General features: G+C 67.1%; 20 protein-coding genes. 10 read left to right on the forward strand and 10 right to left on the reverse strand.

The window, feature by feature from the left end:
* Positions 1-94: 94 nt before the first annotated feature.
* The gene (locus V8J55_RS05845; protein ID WP_082521563.1) at positions 95-1057 is read right to left on the reverse strand and encodes a patatin-like phospholipase family protein; all 963 of its coding nucleotides are present in this window, start codon (positions 1055-1057) and stop codon (positions 95-97) included.
* 172 nt (positions 1058-1229) lie between these two features.
* On the opposite strand from V8J55_RS05845, the gene V8J55_RS05850 reads away from it, so the two are divergent.
* From V8J55_RS05850 to V8J55_RS05865, 4 genes are read left to right on the forward strand one after another with little or no spacing between them, the layout of a single operon-like run.
* Positions 1230-3086 (forward strand): hypothetical protein, encoded by a 1857-nt coding sequence (locus V8J55_RS05850; RefSeq protein ID WP_336444730.1) that lies wholly within the window; start codon positions 1230-1232, stop codon positions 3084-3086.
* Positions 3087-3141: 55 nt separating this feature from the next.
* Positions 3142-4677: an NAD(P)/FAD-dependent oxidoreductase gene (locus V8J55_RS05855; protein ID WP_336444731.1), complete on the forward strand. Its 1536-nt coding sequence runs from the start codon at positions 3142-3144 to the stop codon at positions 4675-4677.
* A 25-nt stretch (positions 4678-4702) separates the two neighbouring features.
* Positions 4703-5134 (forward strand): GtrA family protein, encoded by a 432-nt coding sequence (locus tag V8J55_RS05860; protein WP_052187442.1) that lies wholly within the window; start codon positions 4703-4705, stop codon positions 5132-5134.
* Positions 5131-6999: a hypothetical protein gene (locus V8J55_RS05865; RefSeq protein WP_336444732.1), complete on the forward strand. Its 1869-nt coding sequence runs from the start codon at positions 5131-5133 to the stop codon at positions 6997-6999. The genes V8J55_RS05860 and V8J55_RS05865 overlap by 4 nt, the downstream gene beginning before the upstream one ends.
* Positions 7000-7018: 19 nt before the next feature.
* On the opposite strand, the gene msrB is transcribed toward V8J55_RS05865, so the two are convergent.
* The 4 genes from msrB to V8J55_RS05885 form a co-directional block, all read right to left on the reverse strand.
* Positions 7019-7504 carry a peptide-methionine (R)-S-oxide reductase MsrB gene (gene msrB / locus V8J55_RS05870; RefSeq protein ID WP_336444733.1) on the reverse strand — a complete coding sequence of 162 codons (486 nt, stop codon included), beginning with the start codon at positions 7502-7504 and terminating at the stop codon, positions 7019-7021.
* Positions 7505-7547: 43 nt separating this feature from the next.
* Positions 7548-8783 (reverse strand): cytochrome P450, encoded by a 1236-nt coding sequence (locus V8J55_RS05875; protein WP_336444734.1) that lies wholly within the window; start codon positions 8781-8783, stop codon positions 7548-7550.
* Positions 8784-8874: 91 nt separating this feature from the next.
* The gene (locus V8J55_RS05880) at positions 8875-10158 is read right to left on the reverse strand and encodes an ABC transporter permease (protein ID WP_336444735.1); all 1284 of its coding nucleotides are present in this window, start codon (positions 10156-10158) and stop codon (positions 8875-8877) included.
* Positions 10155-11111 carry an ABC transporter ATP-binding protein gene (locus tag V8J55_RS05885; RefSeq protein ID WP_336444736.1) on the reverse strand — a complete coding sequence of 319 codons (957 nt, stop codon included), beginning with the start codon at positions 11109-11111 and terminating at the stop codon, positions 10155-10157. Before V8J55_RS05885 ends, V8J55_RS05880 begins: the two co-directional genes overlap by 4 nt.
* A gap of 66 nt (positions 11112-11177) precedes the next feature.
* Between V8J55_RS05885 and queG the strand changes: the two genes are divergently transcribed.
* Complete coding sequence (gene queG / locus V8J55_RS05890; RefSeq protein WP_336444737.1) at positions 11178-12242, forward strand: tRNA epoxyqueuosine(34) reductase QueG; 1065 nt, start codon at positions 11178-11180, stop codon at positions 12240-12242.
* 7 nt (positions 12243-12249) lie between these two features.
* On the opposite strand, the gene V8J55_RS05895 is transcribed toward queG, so the two are convergent.
* Both V8J55_RS05895 and V8J55_RS05900 read right to left on the reverse strand, forming a co-directional pair.
* Complete coding sequence (locus V8J55_RS05895) at positions 12250-12627, reverse strand: hypothetical protein (RefSeq protein ID WP_336444738.1); 378 nt, start codon at positions 12625-12627, stop codon at positions 12250-12252.
* Positions 12624-13307 (reverse strand): EI24 domain-containing protein, encoded by a 684-nt coding sequence (locus V8J55_RS05900; RefSeq protein WP_336444739.1) that lies wholly within the window; start codon positions 13305-13307, stop codon positions 12624-12626. Before V8J55_RS05900 ends, V8J55_RS05895 begins: the two co-directional genes overlap by 4 nt.
* 110 nt (positions 13308-13417) lie before the next feature.
* On the opposite strand from V8J55_RS05900, the gene V8J55_RS05905 reads away from it, so the two are divergent.
* Entirely contained in the window at positions 13418-14416 is a 999-nt protein-coding gene (locus V8J55_RS05905; RefSeq protein ID WP_336444740.1) for an adenosine kinase, read from the forward strand.
* A 56-nt stretch (positions 14417-14472) separates the two neighbouring features.
* Positions 14473-14730, forward strand: a complete 258-nt coding sequence (locus V8J55_RS05910) for a hypothetical protein (RefSeq protein WP_037514343.1) — start codon at positions 14473-14475, stop codon at positions 14728-14730.
* A gap of 3 nt (positions 14731-14733) precedes the next feature.
* On the opposite strand, the gene V8J55_RS05915 is transcribed toward V8J55_RS05910, so the two are convergent.
* The 3 genes from V8J55_RS05915 to tsaD form a co-directional block, all read right to left on the reverse strand.
* On the reverse strand, positions 14734-16266 hold the full coding sequence (locus V8J55_RS05915; RefSeq protein WP_336444741.1) for a lipopolysaccharide biosynthesis protein: 1533 nt from the start codon (positions 16264-16266) through the stop codon (positions 14734-14736).
* Between the two features lie 76 nt (positions 16267-16342).
* Positions 16343-17335 carry an NAD(P)H-dependent glycerol-3-phosphate dehydrogenase gene (locus V8J55_RS05920; protein WP_336444742.1) on the reverse strand — a complete coding sequence of 331 codons (993 nt, stop codon included), beginning with the start codon at positions 17333-17335 and terminating at the stop codon, positions 16343-16345.
* Positions 17332-18366, reverse strand: a complete 1035-nt coding sequence (gene tsaD, locus V8J55_RS05925; RefSeq protein ID WP_336444743.1) for a tRNA (adenosine(37)-N6)-threonylcarbamoyltransferase complex transferase subunit TsaD — start codon at positions 18364-18366, stop codon at positions 17332-17334. The genes V8J55_RS05920 and tsaD overlap by 4 nt, the downstream gene beginning before the upstream one ends.
* Positions 18367-18429: 63 nt before the next feature.
* Between tsaD and hemC the strand changes: the two genes are divergently transcribed.
* The 3 genes from hemC to V8J55_RS05940 are packed head-to-tail and all read left to right on the forward strand — an operon-like array spanning position 18430 to position 20979.
* Complete coding sequence (gene hemC, locus V8J55_RS05930) at positions 18430-19377, forward strand: hydroxymethylbilane synthase (RefSeq protein WP_336444744.1); 948 nt, start codon at positions 18430-18432, stop codon at positions 19375-19377.
* Positions 19374-20063: a uroporphyrinogen-III synthase gene (locus V8J55_RS05935; protein WP_336444745.1), complete on the forward strand. Its 690-nt coding sequence runs from the start codon at positions 19374-19376 to the stop codon at positions 20061-20063. The genes hemC and V8J55_RS05935 overlap by 4 nt, the downstream gene beginning before the upstream one ends.
* Before the next feature lie 19 nt (positions 20064-20082).
* Positions 20083-20979 carry a mitofilin family membrane protein gene (locus tag V8J55_RS05940; protein WP_336444746.1) on the forward strand — a complete coding sequence of 299 codons (897 nt, stop codon included), beginning with the start codon at positions 20083-20085 and terminating at the stop codon, positions 20977-20979.
* Positions 20980-21014 lie beyond the last annotated feature (35 nt).

Raw genomic sequence — 21014 nt, forward strand, 5'->3', positions numbered from 1 at the left:
TAGCTTTGAAAAGGCAAGGCAGGCCCCGGGTCAAGCCCGGGGTGACGATGATGAAGGGGGCAGCTTTCTGTCGATTGCGAACGTTCACCGGCTGTCAGCTCAACAACGGCTCCAGCGCGTCCCATTCGCGGTCGACTGCGCGGCGGCCGGCGTCGATTGCGGCGCGGATTTTCGCCGGGTTGAACTCGAGCGTTTCGGCGACTTCTTCCTCGGGTTCGATGATACGGATCGGCGCGAAGCGGTAGCGCGCGATCTGGACATCGAGCGGGCGGAGGATGCGCGCGGCCTGCGCGCCGCCGATGCCTTCATTCTGAAGCGCGCGAAGCTGGCCTTCGCGCGCGGCGATCAGATCGTTGATCAGCGCGGCGCCGGCGAGGTCGTTCGCCGACACTTCGGATTGCAATATATCGACCGCGCGCAGCCCGATCTTGATGAGGTTGGGGAAGGTGCGCACCGGGCCGGGGCGCGGTGCGGGCGAGGCGCGTACCGCGATCACCCCGCGCGGGTTCATTTCGAGCGCCGAACTGAGCGGGGTTACGTCGCGCACCCCGCCGTCGACCCATTGTTCCTCGGTCCCGTCGCTCGCGCGTGTCTTCAAGGGATCGAAGAAGAGCGGCATCGCGCAGCTCGCGTAGACCCAATTGTGGATGCCGGGCACGCTCTCGTCGATCGCGCGATAGGTGCCGGTGCCGAGATTGACGACGCCGAGGAGCAGCTTGCGCCCGCTCGCGCGCAGTTTGGCGTCGTTCGCGAAACCCTTGAGCAGCCGTTTGAGCGGCGCGGTGTCGTAGAGCGCATCCTCGCCGAGCAAGCCGCCGACGACGCCGAGCGGGCGCGACTTATAGATCGAGCTGTTGCCGCGGATACCGAGCCAGGCATCGAGCAGTCCCGGCACATCGTCCTGCGCCACCCCGAGCGCCTGGATCGCGCCGGTCGATACGCCCGCGACGATGTCGAGGCGAACGCCGCGATTGACGACGAGTTCGTGGACGACGCCGACCTGAAAGGCGCCTTTCGCGCCGCCACCGCTCAATACGATTGCCAGACCGCCTGCCATGCCCGCGCCTCCCTGATCGGCGTCAGTTTACCGTAGTTCGGGCCATCTCCCAACCCTCGCCGGCGCGTTTGGCCGATTCGGGCATCTCCAAACCCTTGGCGAAATATTAACCAGTCTTTAGCCGACAATTGCGTATAAATCGGCGCGGCCCCTCGAGGCCTGGGGGACGCCGATGGCCGAAACGATCACCGAAGCGCGCAGGCGCGAGGCCTCGGCCATCCGGCTTTCGCCCGATCGGCTGGCGTTGATTCTGTGGCTGGGCTTCGTTGCGGTCAGTCTGCTCCTGCATCGCGATGCCATCGCCGCGCTGTCCTTTTCCGATCCTGACAATGCGATGCGGCTGGTGCAGGTCCGCGACCTGGTGGGCGGGCAAAGCTGGTTCGACACGACGCAATATCGGACAAATCCGATGGGCGGTGGCGGGCCCACGCACTGGTCGCGCTTCGTCGATGCGCCGATCGCCGCGTTGATCGCGTTGCTGAGCCTGTTTTTCGAACCGCAAGCCGCCGAACGCTGGGTGCTCACACTCTATCCGCCGTTTCTGGCGCTGCCGCTGCTGCTCGTCTTTTCGCGGATCCTGCAAATATTGGGCGGCCGGCAATTCACCTTCATCGGGCTTGCGATCGCGGCGACGACACTCAGCTATTTGCATCATTTCGCGCCGCTCAACATCGATCACCACGGCTGGCAGGTTCTGCTGTCGGTCGTGCTGCTGTGGCTCGCGCTCCGGCCGGCAAGCTTTGCGAACGGATTCCTGTCGGCGTTCGTCGCGGGCATCTATGTCGAGATTTCGCTCGAAGGCTTTCCGCTTCTGGGTCTGTTCTGGGCGCTTTTTGTCGTCGACTGGCTGCGCGATCCGGCCAAGGCAAGCCGATTGCGCGGCTTTTCGGCCGGGATGATCCTGTTGCCGGCGTTATGGGCGCTGCCCTTCCGCGGCACGACCTATGTCGTGAGCATCCTCTGCGACAGCTTTTCCTTGCCCTATATCGTGGCGACCGCGCTGGCTGGGCTGGTCTTCACGGCCTTTCTGGCCGCGCCCTGCCGCTGGACCGCGACATTGCCCCGGCGGATTACGCCGGTGATCATCGCGGGCCTTCTGTTCGGGGCCGGTTTTGTCCTCACCGGGCCGTCCTGTCTTTCCGGTCCATTCGGCACGCTGGAACCGCTCGTGCGGACCTATTGGTATGATCCGATCCTCGAAGGACGTCCGCTGTGGGTGCAGGAGCCCGCCAGGCTGCTCGCCTATATCGTCCCAAGCCTTGTCGGACTGCTGGCGACGATCGGGGCTTGCTGGAAGGCGCGCGGGCGTCCCGATGCCGAAAACTGGTTTCGCCTTGCATTCCTGATCCTGTGCAGCGCGATTCTGGCAATGCTGGTCATCCGGGCGCTCAACGTTGCGCATGCCTTTATGGTGCCTGCGTTCGCGGCGCTCGCGACCGGACTATGGCGCTGGATTCATGCACAGTCGAATATGGCGCGGCGTCTTTTCGGACATTTGCTGCTTTTGTTGTCGATCCCGACGGTCGATATCGCGCTCGGCTATCGCCTGTCATCGCTTGTCGCAGGCCCCGCGGCCGTTCCGGAAGCAGGGCCGCAGAATGCGGCCTGCCTTCAGTCGAATCCGGCGCTCGCCGGGGAGCCGCCGGCGCTTCTCTTTACCTCGACGCATATCGCCCCGGCGCTCTTGGTCAGCACACCGCACAGCGTTGTGGCGACCGGTCATCACCGCAATCACGCGGCGCTCAATCGGGTGATATCGGCGTTTCTTGCACCGCCCGATGGCGCGCGCTCGTTGGTCCGGGCGGAAGGCGCGCGCTATGTCGTATTTTGCAGTGGCGAACTTGGGCCGCTGGCTGCCGCGAACCGGAACGGGCTCGCCGCGCACCTGATCCAGGGCAGGGCGGTCGATTGGCTGGAACCGCAACACCGGTTCTCGTCGGGTGGCTTGCAAGTGTATCGCGTCGTTTATCCAGCCGCGAAAAAGCGTGGTATCAGTGAAAAACCCATCCCGGCGTTAACCAGTTTTTAGCCATAATTACCCCAAGTCAGCAGGCAGCAATCTGATCCGTGTGGGGGAATATCACGTGACCAACGCCCAAGTGTCGAAAAGCCGTCCGACGAGCGCCGACGTCGCCATCATTGGCGCCGGTCCCGCGGGGCTGACCGCCGCCTATCAGCTGACCCAGCAGGGGTATAGCGTCACGGTGATCGAAAAGGACCCCGTCTATGTCGGCGGGATCAGCCGCACGGTCGAACATGAGGGCTTTCGCTTCGACATCGGCGGGCACCGCTTCTTTTCAAAGAGCCGCGAAGTCGTCGACCTGTGGAACGAGATCTTGCCCGACGATTTCATCGAGCGCCCGCGGATGAGCCGCATCTATTATGAGGGCAAATTCTATTCCTATCCGCTGCGCGCGTTCGAGGCGCTGTGGAACCTTGGCGTGGTGCGTTCGACGCTGTGCATGATCAGCTATGCGCAGGCGAAGCTGCTGCCGAACAAGAATGTCCGCAGCTTCGAGGACTGGACGATCAACCAGTTCGGGCGGAAGCTTTATTCGATCTTTTTCAAAACCTATACCGAGAAGGTGTGGGGCATGCCGTGCGACGAAATGTCGGCCGACTGGGCGGCGCAGCGCATCAAGGGGCTTAGCCTCGGCGGCGCGGTGATCGACGGGCTGAAGCGCAGCCTCGGGCTCAACAAGAAGCCCAATGATGGCATGGCGACCAAGACTTTGCTCGAAACCTTTCGTTATCCGCGGCTCGGCCCCGGCATGATGTGGGACGCGGCACGCGACAAGGTCGTCGCGGGCGGCAACCATGTGCTGATGGGCCACAGCTTCAAGCAGCTGACGCAGGATCAGAAGACGGGCCGCTGGCGGATGACCGCGACGGGCCCCGACGGCGATGTCGTGATCGATGCCGCGCATGTCATCAGCTCGGCGCCGATGCGCGAGCTCGCGGCGCGTATCCATCCGCTGCCAGCGTGCGCGCTCAGCGCCGCGCCGAACCTAAAATATCGCGACTTTCTGACCGTCGCGCTCAAGATTCGCTCCGAGGATCTGTTCCCCGACAACTGGATCTATATCCACGACAGCAAGGTGCAGGTCGGGCGGGTGCAGAATTTCCGCAGCTGGTCGCCCGAAATGGTGCCCGACCCCGAACTCGCGTGCGTCGGGCTCGAATATTTCTGTTTCGAAGGCGACGGGCTCTGGGCGGCGAGCGATGAAAAGCTGGTCGCGCTGGCGACGAAGGAAATGGAAATCCTGGGCCTTTGTGATCCCGAAGATGTTGTCGGCGGCGCCGTCGTGCGGCAGGAAAAGGCCTATCCAGTTTACGACGATGATTATGCCGCGCATGTCGAAACGATGCGCAGCGAGCTTGAGGCGCGTTATCCGACGCTGCACATGGTCGGGCGTAACGGCATGCACCGTTATAACAACCAGGATCATGCGATGATGACCGCGATGCTGACGGTGCGCAACATCGTCGCCGGCGAAAAACTCTATGATATCTGGGGCGTCAACGAAGACGCCGAATATCATGAGAGCGGCACCGAAGGCGAGCAGGCCGCGCTCGCGTCGGTCCGCGAGGTTCCCTCGCGTGTGGCAAAGGCCGCCTGAGGGCTTGGCCGGGGGGATCGGCGTCATGTTGCCCGTGACCAGATTGATCGCATCGGTGCGGCGCGGCGAGATTCGCTGGCTGAACTATCTGCTCGCAAGCGTGCTCGCGCTGGGCAGCGACGCGGGGCTCTTCCTGCTGCTGCTCGACGCCGGGCTGTCGCCCGTAACGGCGTCGGCGACCGGCTATTGCGCCGGGATTCTCGTGCACTGGCTGGTGTCGAGCCGGCTCGTCTTTGCCGACGGCGCCGCGGCGCGCGGCACGGGTGAGCGCCATCGCCAGAAACTGCTTTTCGTCGGGTCGGCGCTCGTCGGTCTTGCGGTCACGACCGCGATCGTCGGCGGGGGCAGCGCGCTCGGCCTCGATCCGCGCCTCGCAAAGCTCGCGGCGATCGTCGTCAGCTTCCAGACGACCTATTTGCTGCGCCGCCATATCGTGTTCCGGACGGCGGCGGCATGAGCGACGCGTCCGCGCTTCCCGCGGGCGCGGAGCCATCGGTTCGCGCACCCGAATCGGGCGGCATCGTGTTGAGCCCGTGGTTCACCCCGGCCCGCATCGCGCTGATTATCTGGGGGTTGATGAGCCTGGTCGCGATCATCGCGAAATGGCAGGCGATCGGCGCGCTCGATCTGTCGGACACCGACGACGCGATGCGCATGGCGCAGGTTCGCGACCTCCTCGCGGGGCAGGGCTGGTGGGACCTTTCGCAATATCGCGTCAATCCGGCGGGCGGCGGGGTGCTGATGCACTGGTCGCGTATCGTCGATGCGCCGCTCGCGGCGGGCATCTTGCTGCTGAAACCGCTGTTCGGGCAGGCGATGGCCGAACGAATCGTGATGACCCTGTGGCCGCCGCTGCTCGGCGCGGCGCTCAGCGTCGCCTGCGCGCTCGGATACCGGAACCTCTCCGACCGGCGGATCGCCTATGTCGTGCCGCTCTTCCTGATCATGTCGGGTTATATATTGGTGCAGTTCCGACCGCTTCGGGTCGATCATCACGGCTGGCAGATATTCCTCGCGATGTTGATCATGGCGCAGGCGCTGCGGCCGGCAAGCTGGCAGGCGGGCCTGCTCGGCGGCTTGTTCGCCGCGGCGCTGCTCGCGGTGTCGATCGAAGGATTGCCGATCGTCGCGCTGTTCGCCGGGCTTGCCGCGCTGCGCTGGGCGCTGCACGGACGCGCCGCGGATCGCGCGCGGCTTTGCGGTTATATGGGCGCACTCGCGGGCGGCGCGTTGCTGCTCCAGTTCGCGACGCGCGGTCCCGCGGGGCTGCTCGGCAGCTGGTGCGATTCGCTTTCGGCGCCCTATATGGCGGCGTTCGCGGCTGCCGCCGCGATAATTTTCGCGGCTGCCCGGGCCAACCCGGACCAGCGGGCGCGTTTCCTGCTGCTTGGTCTGGCGGGCGTGTCGGCGGCGGGCGCGTTGGTGTTGACCGAACCGCAATGCGCGAAGGGCCCCTTTGCTACGCTCGATCCGATCGTCGTGAAATATTGGTATCGGAATGTCCTCGAAGGCCAGCCCTTGTGGGTATCGAAGCCGTTCACTGCGATCCACGTGCTTATACCGTCGCTGATCGGTCTCGCCGGGTCGTTGCTTGCGTGGCGGAGCTGCTCGTTGGCCGTCGACCGCAGGAACTGGGCGACGATCATCGTCGCACTGATCGGGGCGGCCGCCTTGTCGGTGTTCGTCCTGCGCAGCGTTTCGACCGCGCATGTCTTTGCCTTGCCCGGCTGCGCCTGGCTCGGCCTGCGCGCCTGGGCGTGGGCGCGGACGATTCCTTCGATCTTGCCGCGCATCCTTGCGTCGGCTGCCGCCGCGCTGACGCTGCCGCTGCTCGGCAGCCTAGCGGTGGCCGCCGTGCTCGGCCTGGTGGTCCCGTCGCTGAACGCCGAAGAGGACAAGGCCGTCGAAGCGGTCGCCGCGGCCAACCCTTACCAGGAGGACTGCCTCGATCCTGCGGCGATCGCCGACCTGAACCGTCTGCCGGCGACGACGATCCTGACCCCGATCGATCTGGGCGCGCCGGTGATTTTCTGGACGCGCCACAGCCTGGTCGCGACGCCGCATCATCGCAACAAGGAGGCGATGGCGGACTCGATCCGCGTCTTCGCCGGCGACCCCGGGCACGCCGAGGCGCTCGTCCGCAAGCAGGCGGCGACGCTGATCATATTTTGCCGGACCGCCAACGACCTCTCCAAATATCGCCGCGCGCGGAAGGATGCGCTCGCGGCGCAGCTTTACGCCGGAACGCCGCCGGCGTGGCTCGAAGCGGTGCCGATCGTGTCGCGCGCCGGGCTGTCGGTGTGGCGGGTGAAGCCCGACTAGGTCCTGACCCTTAAGGGCGTCAGGCGGGGCGGAAGGTCAGCGCCGCGCCGTTCATGCAATAACGCTTGCCCGTCGGTTTCGGCCCGTCGTTGAAGACGTGGCCGAGATGCCCGCCGCAGCGTCTGCAATGCACTTCGGTGCGCGCATAGCCGAGTTCGCGATCGGTCGCGGTGCCGATGCCGCCCTTCAGCGGCGCCCAGAAGCTCGGCCAGCCGGTGCCGCTGTCGAACTTGTTCCTGCTCGAATAGAGCGGGAGCGCGCAGCCGGCGCAGTCGAAGATGCCGGTGCGCTTTTCCTTGTCGAGCGGGCTGGTAAAGGGGCGTTCGGTCGCCGCTTCGCGGAGCACGCGATATTGCAGCGGCGACAGGCGCTTTTTCCATTCGGCATCCGAAAGCTGCCAGCCGGGCTGCGCTTTCGGACGCGACGATTTGGCGAAGAGCATCGGTGCGCCGATGATGGCGCCGCCGAGCGCGAGTCCGCCGAGAAGATGACGACGTTCGATCATATCCTCGATACGTGCGCCACGGCCGAAGGGTTACAAGAGTGCGTCAATATTTCTCGATCTTGACGGGCAGCGTGCGGAAACCGTGGACGAAACAGGCGTGGACGCGCTCGGGGGTGCCCGTGACGGTCACGCGCATCCGCCGCGCCGCCATTTCCTCGAGCAGAATGCGCAGCTGCAGTTCGGCGAGGCGTGCGCCGACGCAGCGATGGACGCCATAACCGAACGACAGGTGCCGGCGGGCATTTTCGCGCGCCAGATCGATGTCGTCGGCGTCGCTGAACACGCTCTCGTCGCGGTTCGCCGACAGATACCAAAGGATCAGCTTGTCGCCCTTGGCGATCTTGTGCCCGAACAGCTCGGCATCGGCGAGCGCGGTGCGGCGCATATGCGCGAGCGGGGTCTGCCAGCGGATGATCTCGCTGACCGCATTCGGGATCAGCGCCGGATCGGCCTCGAGCTTCGCGCGCTGCTCGGGATATTGGTCGAGGCCATAGGCGAGCCCCGACATCGTGTTCCGCGTCGTGTCGTTGCCGCCGACGATCAGGAGAACGAGGTTCCCGATGAACTCATATTTGTCCATGTGGCTCATCGCTTCGCTGTGCAGCATCATCGAGAGCAGGTCGGGGGTCGGCGGCTGGTCGAGCTTTTCCATCCACAGTTTCTGAAAATAGACGAAGGCTTCCTCGAGCACCGCGCGGCGCTGTTCCTTGAGCTCGGGTTTCTGCGCGAGTTCGACGTCGCCCATCCAGTCCGACCATTCGCTCAATTTGCGGCGATCTTCCCACGGGAAATCGAACAGGATCGCGAGCATCTGCGTCGTCAGTTCCATCGACACACGGTCGACCCAGTCGAAGGTCTCGCCCCACGGCAGGCCATCGAGAACTTCGCCGGTGCGATTCCTTATGTCTTCGGAAAGGCGCGTCATTTCGGCGGGGGTGAAGGCGGGAGCGACGGTGCGGCGCTGGTCGGTGTGCTGCGGCCGGTCCATTGCGATGAACATCGGCAGGCGGAAATCCTCGTCCTCGTCGCGTTCGAGGATCGTGATCCCGCCATATTCCCACGACGAGCTGTAAATGTCGGGCAGCGCCTCGACATGCTGGATCGCCTGGTGGCTCGCGATATTCCAATAGGGCCCGTGGACGCTGTCCTCGCACTTCACGATGCCGCCCAGTTTGCGGAGCTCGGCGAAGGGCTCCTGCCAGCGATCCTCCGAATAGATGGCGGCGGGGCTCATGTCATAGGCATGCGTGACAGGCTGGGGCTTCGCTGCAGTCGCCATCGGGGGGGCCTCCTCTCGTTGCAAGGGACTCGCCGCGACGCTTGCCGCCGTCGGCGAAATCAGTTGCAGAATGCCACTGCTAACAGCTTTGTCAATGACGCTCGGCTGCTGCTGCCGTAGCTATCGCGGCAGCCGCCGCACCGCGGCGCCAGAATTTCCAGCCGCTGCCGCCGCTGAGCACGCCCGACCGGAACAGGCGCACCGACAGGAAGATGACGAGTGCGACCCAGATCGCCTGCCAGCCGAGCGCGAGCAAATGCACCGCCCTGGCATCGTCGGTTGCGGCGCGCGCCGCCATCGCGAGCGGCGAGGAGAAGGGGAAGATCTGCGCGAAATGCGCGAGGCCGCTGCCCGGCGCGCTCGCGGCGCCGGCCGACAGGCTGAACATGCCGACCTGAAAGATGGTGATCGGCAGGCTGAGCATCTGGATTTCACGCACCGATCCCGCCTGCGCGCCGACGCCGAGGAAGACCGCGCCGAGCAGGAGGAAGGACAGGATGAAATAGGCAAAGCCGATGCTGAGGAAGAAGGGCCAGCCCGTCGCGGGCATCGATGCCAGCGTGGCGGCCGCCTTGCCCGCCTTGCCCGCGGCGGCGATCGCGGCGGGATCGACCTGCGTCGCGGCGACCAGCCCGCCGCCCAGCGCGACGATCATCCAGAAGGCGATAAAGAGCACGGCGACGCCGAGCATGCCGAGCAGCTTGCCGAGAAAGACGCTTTCGAGCGGCACCGCGGCGGCGAGAATCTCGATGACCTTGTTGCCCTTTTCCTCGGCGAGCGAGCTTACCGTCTGGCCCGCCAGCAGCAAGGTCAGGAGGAAGATGATGAAGACCGCGCCGAAACCGAGCGACTGTTGCACCGCGATGCTGGTGCCGCCGCTCGACAGCGCTTCGAAATCGGGGGTGATGGATGGCATCGGCCCGGCGGCGCGCGCGCGCTGCACATCGCCCGCAAGCAGCGCGAGATAGCGGCCCGCGCTGCTCCCCTTTTCGCGCTCGACGATGCGCGGCGCGGTGAGGGGGCCGCTCATCACCGCATAGGTGTCGCTGCCCTTTTCGCGGGCGATCGCAACGGGATCTACGTTGGCGGGGCTGGCGATGCGGATATCGAGCGGTGCGGGTTCGCGGGTCATTCCAGTCCGGAGACGCTGATCGGAGGCCCGAAGTGCCTCGATATCTGCCGGATCGGCGACGACGACGATGCGGCCGGCGCCGCGCGCGCTGTCGGCAAGCTGCGATGCCCCGACGCCGCCGGCGAGCCCCATCGCGACCATGAACAAGGGGGCAAGCAGGAAGAGGAGGAAGGTCGGGGTCGCGACGATCGCGAGAAAGTCGCGCCGCGCAACGACGAACAGGCTGCGGATGAAGGGGGTCATGCGCTGGCCTCCTCTATGGCATCCTCGGTCGCGTCGGCGTCGAACCCCGCGTCGACCTGGCGGACGATATGGACAAAGGCGTCGTGGAGTGCGGGGCGGCTGATCGACAGGCCGGTGACGCCATGACCGCTCGCGGTGATGCGCGCGAGCAACGGCTCGACATCGGCGTCCTGTATCGCGAAATGCCAGGCGTCGCCGCGGAGTTCGGCTCCGGCGGGAAGGTTTGCTGCGACGGCGGCGGGATCGCCCGCGGTTCGCGGCGTGTAGCGCACCTGCATCGGCAGCAGCGCGCGCGCCTCGTCGACCGTGCCCTCGAACCGGCGTGCCGATCGCGCGATGATCGCGATGCGGTCGCAGAGGCGTTCGGCGTGCGCCATGACATGCGTCGAGAAAAGAATCGTCGCGCCGCGGTCGCGCTCGCGCCGCACGAGCATTTCGAGCCGCTCCTGATTGACGGGATCGAGCCCCGAGAAGGGCTCGTCGAGGACGATCAGGTCGGGCGCGTGGACGATCGATCCGATCAGCTGGATCATCTGCGCCATGCCCTTCGACATCTTGCGGATCTTTTCGTCGATCACGCGTTCGAGCCCGAGTTCGGTCATGAATCCCGCGGCGCGGCGGCGCCCCTCGGACCAGTCGAGCCCGCGCAGCGCGCCCATGAAGGCGATCGCCTCGCGCGCCTTCATGCCCGGATACAGTCCGCGTTCTTCGGGAAGATAGCCGATGCGGTGGCGCACCGACTGCGGCCGCTGCCCGCCAAACAGGCGGCTTGTCCCTTCGTCGGGGTCGATGATGCCCAGCGTCATGCGCAGGCTGGTCGTCTTGCCCGCGCCATTGGGACCGAGCACGCCATAGATGCTGCCCGTCGGCACTTTGAGGCTGACATGGTCGACCGCTTTGTAATCGCCGAAATATTTGGTGAGGCCATTCGCCTCGACGCTGAAATCGCTCAAACCCGGGTCCCCAATCTTGGCTCACCAAACTATGGCACGGCGAGGCCGCTCGCGTATAGAGCGGCAATGGTTGCCGAAGCCTTGCCTCTGGAAACGCCCCCCCTCGAAGAACGGCTCGAAGCCGTCGCGCGCGCGCATGGTTTCGCGGCGTTCGGGATCGCGCATGCCGACGCGGCGCCTGAGACCGCGGCGCGGCTCGACCAATGGCTGGCCGAGGGGCGCCACGGCGACATGATCTGGATGGAAAGCCGCGCCGAACAGCGCGGATCGCCCAAGGGGCTGTGGCCCGAGGTCCGGTCGGTGATCGCGCTCGGCATGAGCTATGCCCCGGCGCTCGACCCGCTGGCGCTCGCCGATCATCCGGGTCGCGGGCGCATTTCGGTCTATGCGCAGGGCGGCGACTATCATGACGTCGTCAAGAAAGCGCTGAAGGCGGTCGTGCGCTGGCTCGTCGCCGAGGTGGAGGACGCCGAGGTCAAAGTGTTCGTCGACACCGCGCCGGTGATGGAAAAGCCGCTGTCGGCGGCGGCGGGGCTCGGCTGGCAGGGCAAGCACACCAACCTCGTCAGCCGCGATCATGGCAGCTGGCTGTTCCTTGGCGCGATCTACACGACGTTGGAGCTGGCGCCCTCGAAGCCCGGGCGCGATAGCTGCGGCAGTTGTTCGGCGTGCCAGGACGTGTGCCCGACGCAGGCCTTTCCGGCGCCGTACCGGCTCGATGCGCGGCGGTGCATCTCGTATCTGACGATCGAGCATAATGGGCCGATTCCCCTCGCGCTGCGGCGCGGGATCGGCAACCGCATCTATGGCTGCGACGATTGTCTGGCGGCGTGTCCGTGGAACAAATTTGCCGAAACCGCGCACGCCCATCGCGCCTTCCTGCCGCGCGCCGAACTGGCGGCGCCTTCGCTTTCCGACCTGCTCGTGCTCGACGATGCCGATTTCCGTCAGGTCTTCGCGGGGTCGCCGATCAAGCGGATCGGGCGCGGGCGGATGGTGCGCAATGCCGCGATCGCCGCGGGGAACAGCGGCGATGTGCGGTTTGTGCCCGTGCTCGAACGGCTGGCGAAGGATGAATCGCCGATGGTTGTCGACGCGGCTTTATGGGCGCTCGCCGAACTGGCGTCCTGACGTCATATCAGCGTTGGAGCGACTGGGCGCAGCTGTTGACTTCGGCATTGCGACCATCGGGCGTGCGCGCGTCGACATGCGTCGCAACTGGATTCGCGCCCGCGCGCGGGGCGTAGAAATAGACATCGAGGATGCAGTTCGACCCGGCGAACTGCAGCTTGCGGCCGGCGCCTTCGGTGATATCGAGCTGCGGCTTGCCGAACATCCGGCCGATCGCGTCGGCGCTGTTGCCGATCAGCGCATTATTCTGCACGGGCTTAACGACCGTCGTCGGTTGCTGCGCGGCTGGAGGGGGAGTCGACGGGCGAGGAATCGCGGGGCCCGCGCACGCACCGAGCGTCAGGGCAAGGCCGGCGATGGCGGCCAGGCGGCGGTTTTCGATCATCTTTTCTGGTCCCCATTGCGCAGATGCAGCATGTGCACGGCCATAGCCGCGCTCAATATCGGCGCCAACAGATTGGCGACAGGCACCACGAAGCTTGCGGCGGACAGCAGCCCGAGCGACCAACGCGCCGGCCGGTCGAGCCGTGGACGGTCCGGATGGCGCGCGAGTACCATCGCCTCGAGATCGCGGCCGAGCAGCAATGCGTTGACGAGCAGCGCGAAGATCGGGGTTCCGATCCCGGTGACGAGCAGCAGGATGTAGACCGGCAGCGCGAGCAGATTGCCGCCGATCAGCCGCACCAGCGAAGCGAGCGCGAGGCCGATATTCTGGCGCCAGCCGACATCGACGGCTTGGCTTGCGGCGGCGGGATAATGGCGGCCCTCGACATCGGCGACGATGCCGTCGGCGAAGAGGCCGACGACGACGATCGCGACGGCGCGGAAGAGCAGCCAGCTTCCCGCAATGATGACCAAAACGATCAATATTCCGGCCATATCGAGCTGCGCTTCGTCGAGCCATTTCCAGTGCGTCAGCGCCCAGCGCGCCGCGAAAAAGATCGCGGCGCCCGCGACGGCGAGCAGCAGGAGCGTGAGCGCGAGGCTTTGCGCCAGCACGCGCATCACGCGGGGCTGCGGCAAGTCCCTGAGCGCGAGCAGGAAGGCGTGAACGGCGCGGGCCATGGGCGCAGGGATGGTGGGCGGGCGCGCGCGGGTCAAGCGTTATGCTTGCCTTGGCGGGCCCCGCCGCCTAAGGCGCGCGGCAGCTTTTTCCACGCATCACAGGATATTTCATGGCCTCCACCGCCCGTTTCGACGTTGTCGCCATCGGCAATGCCATCGTCGACGTCATCGCCCGCGCCGACGATGCGCTGATCATCGCCGAAGGTCTGACCAAGGGGTCGATGCGGCTGATCGACGCCGAAGAGGCAGAACGCCTCTATGCCGCGATGGGGCCCGCGATCGAAATGTCGGGCGGTTCGGCGGCCAATACATTGGCCGGGATGGCCGCGCTCGGCCAGCGTTGCAGCTTTATCGGCCAGGTCGCCGACGACCAGCTCGGCCATGTTTTCACGCACGACCTGCGCGCGCTCGGCGTCGCTTATGAAACCCCGCCGCTCAGCGAAGGCGCGCCGACCGCGCGCTGCCTGATCCTCGTCACCCCCGACGGCCAGCGCACGATGAACACCTTCCTCGGTGCGAGCCATCTGCTCGAACAGTCGATGATCGACGAGGAATGGATCGCTGCATCGGAGATCCTCTATCTCGAAGGTTATTTGTGGGATCCCGAGCTGTCGCGCGCGGCGATGCGGCGCGCGATCGATGTGTCGCGCGCGGCGGGACGCAAGGTCGCCTTCACGCTGTCCGACGCGTTCATCATCGACCGCCACGGCGCCGATTTCCGCAAGCTGATCGCCGAGGGGCTGTTCGACATCCTTTTCGCGAACGAGGTCGAGATTTGCGCGCTAGCCGAAACCGACGATTTCGAAGCCGCCGTTGCGAGCGTCGCGGCGCAGGTGCCGCTGCTCGTCGTCACGCGCGGCTCGCACGGCGCGATCGCGCTGACCGGCGGCACGCGCACCGAAGTCGGCGCCGAGCCGATCGATACGGTCGTCGATACCACCGGCGCGGGCGACCTGTTCGCCGCGGGTTTCCTCTCGGGTCAGGCGCAGGGCCGTCCGATTGCCGATTGCCTGACGATGGGCGCCGTGTGCGCGCGCGAAATCATCGCGCAGGTCGGTCCGCGCGCGCAGACCGACCTCAAGGCGAAGATCGCCGAACGGCTGGGCTAGGAACCTTCGTCGGCCGCGAAGCGTCCTATGCGCCAGACAGCATGGGAGAGACTCTTATGGCCGACGAAATTCACGAGACGCGCGATCCCGACGGGACGACGCACACCACCACGGTTATCGACCGCGAACCGCGCCGTCGCGGCGGGTTCGGGATGGGATTGATTTTCCTCGTCGCGATTCTGGTCGCGGCCTTTTTCGCCTTCCAGTTCCTCGCTAACGACAAGGCGCAGAGCGGCGCGGTCAGCGACGCGGCGCAAAAGGTCGGCGATGCCGCCGAGAATGTCGGCGACGCGGCGCAGAAAGCGGTCGATTAAGGATCAGCCGGCGGGCGCCGCGGCGGGGTCGGGATGTTTCCTGAACAGTTCGCGGTCCGCCGGTCCGAAGCCGCGCGTCCAGATCAGCCAGCCGTAAACACCGAGGATGAAGGGCACGCCGATCAAGAGCTCGGCCCATTCGGGAAGCTGCGTCGCGCCATAGCCGAGGATGGTCGCGCCCGCGGTCGCCCAGACGAGCGCCCAGCGCAGGCTGTTCACTGGCGCGCCGAGGATGCGCGCTAGCAGCCGCGCCTTCACCAGCGACGCGAATCCGAGCGCGAGCATCAGCGCGAGCGCAACGGCGCCGGCGTAGTAGATCGGCGGCAGCCCCATCGATTTGGCGATCAGGATCAGCGCGACGCTGAGCCCCGCCTGCAAGGCGAGCGTTGCGATGCTGATCAGCAGGTTGCGGTGGCGCGCGACATAAACGAGCGCCGCCTCGCTGACGACCGCGGTCGCGGCGACGACCTCGGCGGCGAGCAGGAAGGCGAGCGCGGCGGTGCCGCTGACGAATTCGGGGCCGACGAGCCCCATCACCGCCTCGCCCGGAATGCCGAGCGCGAGCGCGACGCCGGCCTGCGCGGCAATGATCCAGAAACCGACCTGGCTGACCTGTGCCGCCACGGCAGCAAGCCGCTTTTCGGCGAGGTTGCGCGTGATGACGGGGCCAAGGATCGGCTCGAAGCTGGTCTTGAGCTTCTGCGGCAGCGAGGCGACCTGCTGCGCCATATAATAGATGCCGTAGATCGTCGGCGAGGTGAACTGGCCGAGAATGAACAGGTCGAGGCGCCGCGTGCCCCATTCGATCGCGTCGGCGGCGGCGAGCGGCGCGTTGCGCCGCGCAACTGCGATCAGGTGCGCGGGATGCGGTTGCCACCCGCGCGGCCCGCCATAATGGCGCAGCATCGGGATCAGTGCGGTGAGGAAGGCGCCGAGCATCGCGGCGGCATAAGAGAGCATCAGCCCGTCGCGCTTCGAGACGAAGAAGAACCCCGCGGCGGCGATGCTGATCACCCACGGCTCGACCACCGCGCGCGCGCGAACGGTGGCGCCGACGTCGAATTTATACGCGCAGGCGGCGAGCGCGATATCGGTGCCTGCGATCGCGAAGACGAGCAAAGCCATCCAGCGATCGGCGCTGTCGATGCCGCCCGACGGGAACATCAGCTGCGGGAACAGCGCGAGCAGCAGCGAGCCGGCGGCCGACGCGATGAAGGCGACGAACATCCCGTCCCATACGACGGTGCGCTGGTCCGCCCCGGGGGCGCTGAGCTGTTCGGCGAGGCCGCGCTTGAGGCCCAATGTCGCGAGCTGCGCGACGAGCTCGATGACGAGCACGGCGAAGGCGAAACGCCCGACCGCCTCGGGCCCGTACCAGCGGCCCGCGACATAGAGGAAGGGCAGGCGCGCAACGAGGCGCAGGATGAAGCCGAAGAAATTGGTGCGTCCGCCCTTGGCGAGCGCGGCGGTGTCGGCATCGCCCGGGGGCGTGCCGGGGGGTGAAGAGGGCGCGGCTGCGCTGTCCGTCTGGCTCAAGCCTTCCGCCCCTTCTGCTTTGCCCTGACCGTCAGTCTAGCGCGGCCGGGGATTGCAGGCAATTGTACGAAGATATTCATCGCCCTTCGGGTCGCAGCGGGCGGCTGAGCAAGGCCTGAATGGCGTCGGTTACGCGCGTTTCGCCGGCAACGAGGCGCGCCACGGTGTCGGTGATCGGCATGTCGATGCCGTCGGCGCGCGCCGCGGCGGCGACCACGGGCGCGCTGAACGCGCCCTCGGCGACGGTGCGGCGGTCGGCCATCAGTATCTCGGCCGCCTCGCCGCGTCCGAGCCCTTGGCCGAGCGCGAAGTTGCGCGAGTTCGACGAGGTGCAGGTGAGGACGAGGTCGCCGAGGCCGGCGAGGCCGGCGAGCGTTTCGGCCTGCGCGCCGCGGGCCAGCCCGAAGCGTGTCATTTCGGCAAAACCGCGGCTGATGAGTGCGGCGCGCGCGTTGAGCCCGAGCCCGGCGCCGTCGACGATACCGCAGGCGATCGCGAGGATATTCTTGACCGCGCCGCCGATCTCGGCGCCGATGACGTCGGTCGACACATAGGGGCGAAAATGCGGTCGCGCGAGCGCCTGCGCGATATCGGCGGCGATGCCTGCATCGGTCGCGGCGAGGGTGATCGCGGTCGGCAGACCCGCGGCGACTTCGTGCGCGAAGGTCGGGCCGGAGAGCACGGCGTGCGGCCGCGACGGCGCGAGATCGCGCGCCATATCGATCGGAAAGGCGAAGCTGCCCGCCTCCATGCCCTTGCTGCAGAAGATCAGCGGCGCGTCGCCCGGCGGAAGTTCAGCGAGCACCGCGCGCAGGAAAGGCACGGGGACGACGACGAGCAGCGCGTCGAGATCGGCCATGTCGGCAAGCGCACCGCTCGCGGTCAGCGAGGGCGAGAGCGCGGCGCCGGGAAGGAAAACCGGATTGCGGTGCTCGGCGTTGATCGCCGCGACGACCTCCTCCTCGCGTGCCCACAGACGGACGGGCGCGCCATCGGCGGCGAGAAGCTGCGCCAGCGCGGTGCCCCATGCGCCGCCGCCGATCACGCCGAACTTGGAATATGACGTCATGCTTTCACTCCGGCGCCGCGCACGGCTTCGGCCTCGGGATCGAGCGGCCAGCGGGGGCGCGCGGCGGTGTCGAGCGGATCGGTGAGGCCGACCGCGAAACGCTCGGCGCCCGCCCAGGCGATCATCGCGCCATTGTCGGTGCAGAGCCAAAGCGGCGGCGCGACGAAGGGCTTGTCGAAGCGCGCCGCGAGATCGGTCAGCGCGCCGCGAATCGCGCCATTGGCGGCGACCCCGCCCGCGACGACGAAAGCGGTCGCATCGGGGCAGGCGGCGAGCGCGATGCGGCTGCGGTCGACGAGGCAGTCGACGACCGCCTGCTGGAACGAGGCCGCGAGGTCGGGGATGCTGTGCGTGCCCGATGCGGCCGCCCGCGCGACGGCGCTCTTGAGCCCGGCAAAGGAGAAATGCGGTTCGGCGCTGCCGACAAGCGGGCGCGGCAGCGGCACCGCATGCGGATTGCCGTCCTTCGCGATGCGCTCGACCGCGGGGCCGCCGGGATAGCCGAGCCCGAGCAGCTTCGCGGTCTTGTCGAAGGCTTCGCCCGAGGCGTCGTCGATCGTCGTCGCGAGGCGGCGGTAATCGCCGACGCCCTTCACCAGCAGCAGCTGGCAATGGCCGCCCGAGACGAGCAGCAGCAGATAAGGAAAGGCGAGGCCGGATTCGACGAGGCGCGGGCTGAGTGCGTGGCCTTCGAGATGGTTCACCGCGATCAGCGGCTTGCCCGCGGCGTGCGCGAGCGCCTTGCCGGTGACGAGCCCGACCATCACGCCGCCGATCAGCCCCGGCCCGGCGGTCGCGGCGATCGCATCGACATCGGCGAGCGACACACCCGCGTCGGCCAGCACGCCTTCGACAATCGGCGCGAGCCGGTCGACATGCGCGCGCGCCGCGATCTCGGGAACGACGCCGCCATAGGGGCTATGCTCGGCCTCTTGCCCCGCGACGCGATGCGCCAAAATGCGCCGCTCGCTGTCGACGAGCGCTGCCGCGGTTTCGTCGCAGCTCGATTCAAGGCCGAGGATCAGGGTCATATTGTTGCGCGTTCCTTTACCCGCCCCTTTATCGGCAGGGCAAGCCGCGCTAGCAGCGGGACGATGAATAGACTTCCGACCCCCGAAAACCCGCTGCGTATCGGCACGCGCGCGTCGCCGCTTGCGATGGCCCAAGCCCATATGGCGGCTGCGGCGCTGATTGCCAGCCATGGCATCGATATGGCGGCGCTCGAAATCGTGCCGATGACCGCGACTGGCGACAAGATCCAGGACCGCGCGCTCGCCGAAGTGGGCGGCAAGGCGCTGTGGACGCGCGAGCTCGATGCGGCGCTCGATGCCGGGACGATCGATATCGCGGTCCATTCGCTGAAGGACGTCGAAACGATCCGCGACGCGCGCTTTTTCCTCGGCGCGATGCTCGAGCGTGCCGACCCGCGCGACCGGCTGGTGGTGCGTCAGGGACTGGAGGCGGCGACGATCGCCGACCTGCCACGGGGCGCGCGGCTTGGGACGAGCAGTCCACGGCGCGCCGCGCAGGTTAAGCGGATCCGCCCCGACCTCGAAACGGTGCTGCTGCGCGGCAATGTCGCGACGCGGCTCGCGAAGATTGCGGCGGGCGATGCCGACGCGACCTTGCTCGCGGCGGCGGGGCTCGAGCGGCTGGGAATGCACGATATCGGCACGGTGCAGGAAACGAGCCTGCTGCTTCCCGCGGCGTCGCAGGGCGCGATCGGGATTGAATGCCGCGACGACGACGCGGCGACGCGCGCGCTGATCGCCGCGATCGATCACGCGCCGACGCATCTTGCCGTGGCGGCCGAGCGCGCGTTTCTGGCGGCGCTCGGCGGTGACTGCCGCTCGCCCGTCGCGGCGCATGCGCACTGGCAGGATGACGGCGCGCTGCGCCTCGATGCCGAGATTTTCTCCGAAGATGGCGCCGATCATGCGGCGGGATATGTCATCGTCACCGATGATGCGGCCGCGCCGGCCTTGGCACACCGGTTGCTCGATGAAGCACCCGACAGCGTCCGGCGGCTGTTCGCGGCATGACCGACGGCCTGCCGCTGATCGTGACGCGGCCCGAGCCGGGCAACGCAGCGACGGTGGAGCGGGCGAGGGCGATAGGGTTCGATGCCCGTGCGATGCCGCTTTTTGCCGCGCACGCGATCGATTGGCGCCCGCCGGCTCGCGGCGATTTCGACGCGCTGCTGCTGACCAGCGCCTTTGCCGCAAGGCTGGCGGGGCGGCGGCTGTCCGAGCTGGCGGCGCTGCCTGTCTATGCCGTCGGTGCAGCGACCGCGCGCGCGGCCGAGGCCGCGGGGCTGACGGTGGCGATGACCGGATCAGCGGGTGCACAGCGGCTTCTTGACGATATGACGTCAGAAAATATCCGCAATATTCTGTGGCTTTGCGGCCGCGACCGGTCGGAATTCGACGCACGGGGGGCGGCGATTACGGCGCTGCCCAGCTATGCCGTCGATCCCGTCCCGGTGCCGGCCGAATGGGATGCGCTCATCGCCGCCCCGGCGGTGCTGCTCGCGCATTCGGCGCGCGCCGCCGAGCGAATTTCGCAGCTCGTCGGCGATGCGCGCGCGCACCTGTCGCTCGTCGCGATCAGCCCGGCGGCGGCGGCTTCGGCGGGCGACGGCTGGCGCGATCTGGCCATCGCGGAACAGCCCGACGATGTCGCAATATTGGCACAAGCGCGTGCTTTGTGGCACAAGGGTGCAAAATAGGGTCGTTCGAAAGAAAAACATGGCAATCGACAGCATCGACACGTCCTCGTCGGCGGACGAGGCAGTACCCGAAAGGGGACTATCGTTTCGCGCTATCGCCATCGGTGCCTTCCTGCTGCTTCTGATCGGTATCGCCGGCGGTGGGTGGGCTGTGAATCGCTGGCTGACGGGCAGCAATTTACCACCGACGGCGAAAATGGTCGCGGCGCCCGCCGGGGCGGGCAATTCGCTTGCCGAAAAAAACGCGGCGAATGCGCCGCCGCTGATGGTCGCGCCGGTCGACGGCGCCAACGCGCTCGCGGCGCGCGTCGCCGAACTCGAACAGCGTCTGTCGCGGATCACGCTGCAGGCCGAATCGGCGTCGGGCAATGCATCGCGCGCCGAGGGGTTGCTCGTCGCCTTTGCGGTGCGCCGTGCGCTCGATCGCGGGCTGTCACTGGGCTATCTCGACGCGCAGCTGCGGCTGCGTTTCGGCGACGACCAGCCGAATGCCGTCAAGACGATCATCGATACGTCGCGCGATCCGGTGACGCTCGAACAGCTGCGCGCCGAACTCGATGCGATGGGGCCGCAGCTTGTCGGGCGCGGCGGCGACGGAAGCGGCAGCCTGTGGACCGGGCTTCGCCGCGAGCTGGGTGAATTGTTCGTGGTGCGCGCCGCCGGAACCCAGTCGCCGCGCGCCTCCGAACGGCTCGATCGCGCCCGGCGTTATCTCGCGGCCGGGCAGGCGGACCTTGCGATCGCCGAGGTCGAGGCGATGCCCGGGGCGGAGGTCGCGAGCGAATGGGTGATCGATGCGCGGCGCTACCACGAGGCACGGCGCGCGCTTGACCTGATCGAGACGGCGGCGATATTGGAGCCGCGCGACAGCCCCGCTGCCGCGATCGCCCGCAACGCGGCCGATCCGACCCCATAGCGCGCAATCCTCCAAAGGGCTGCCCGCCGTTTAGA

It is taken from the genome of Sphingopyxis sp. CCNWLW2, from assembly GCF_037095755.1.
Classification (GTDB): Bacteria; Pseudomonadota; Alphaproteobacteria; order Sphingomonadales; family Sphingomonadaceae; genus Sphingopyxis.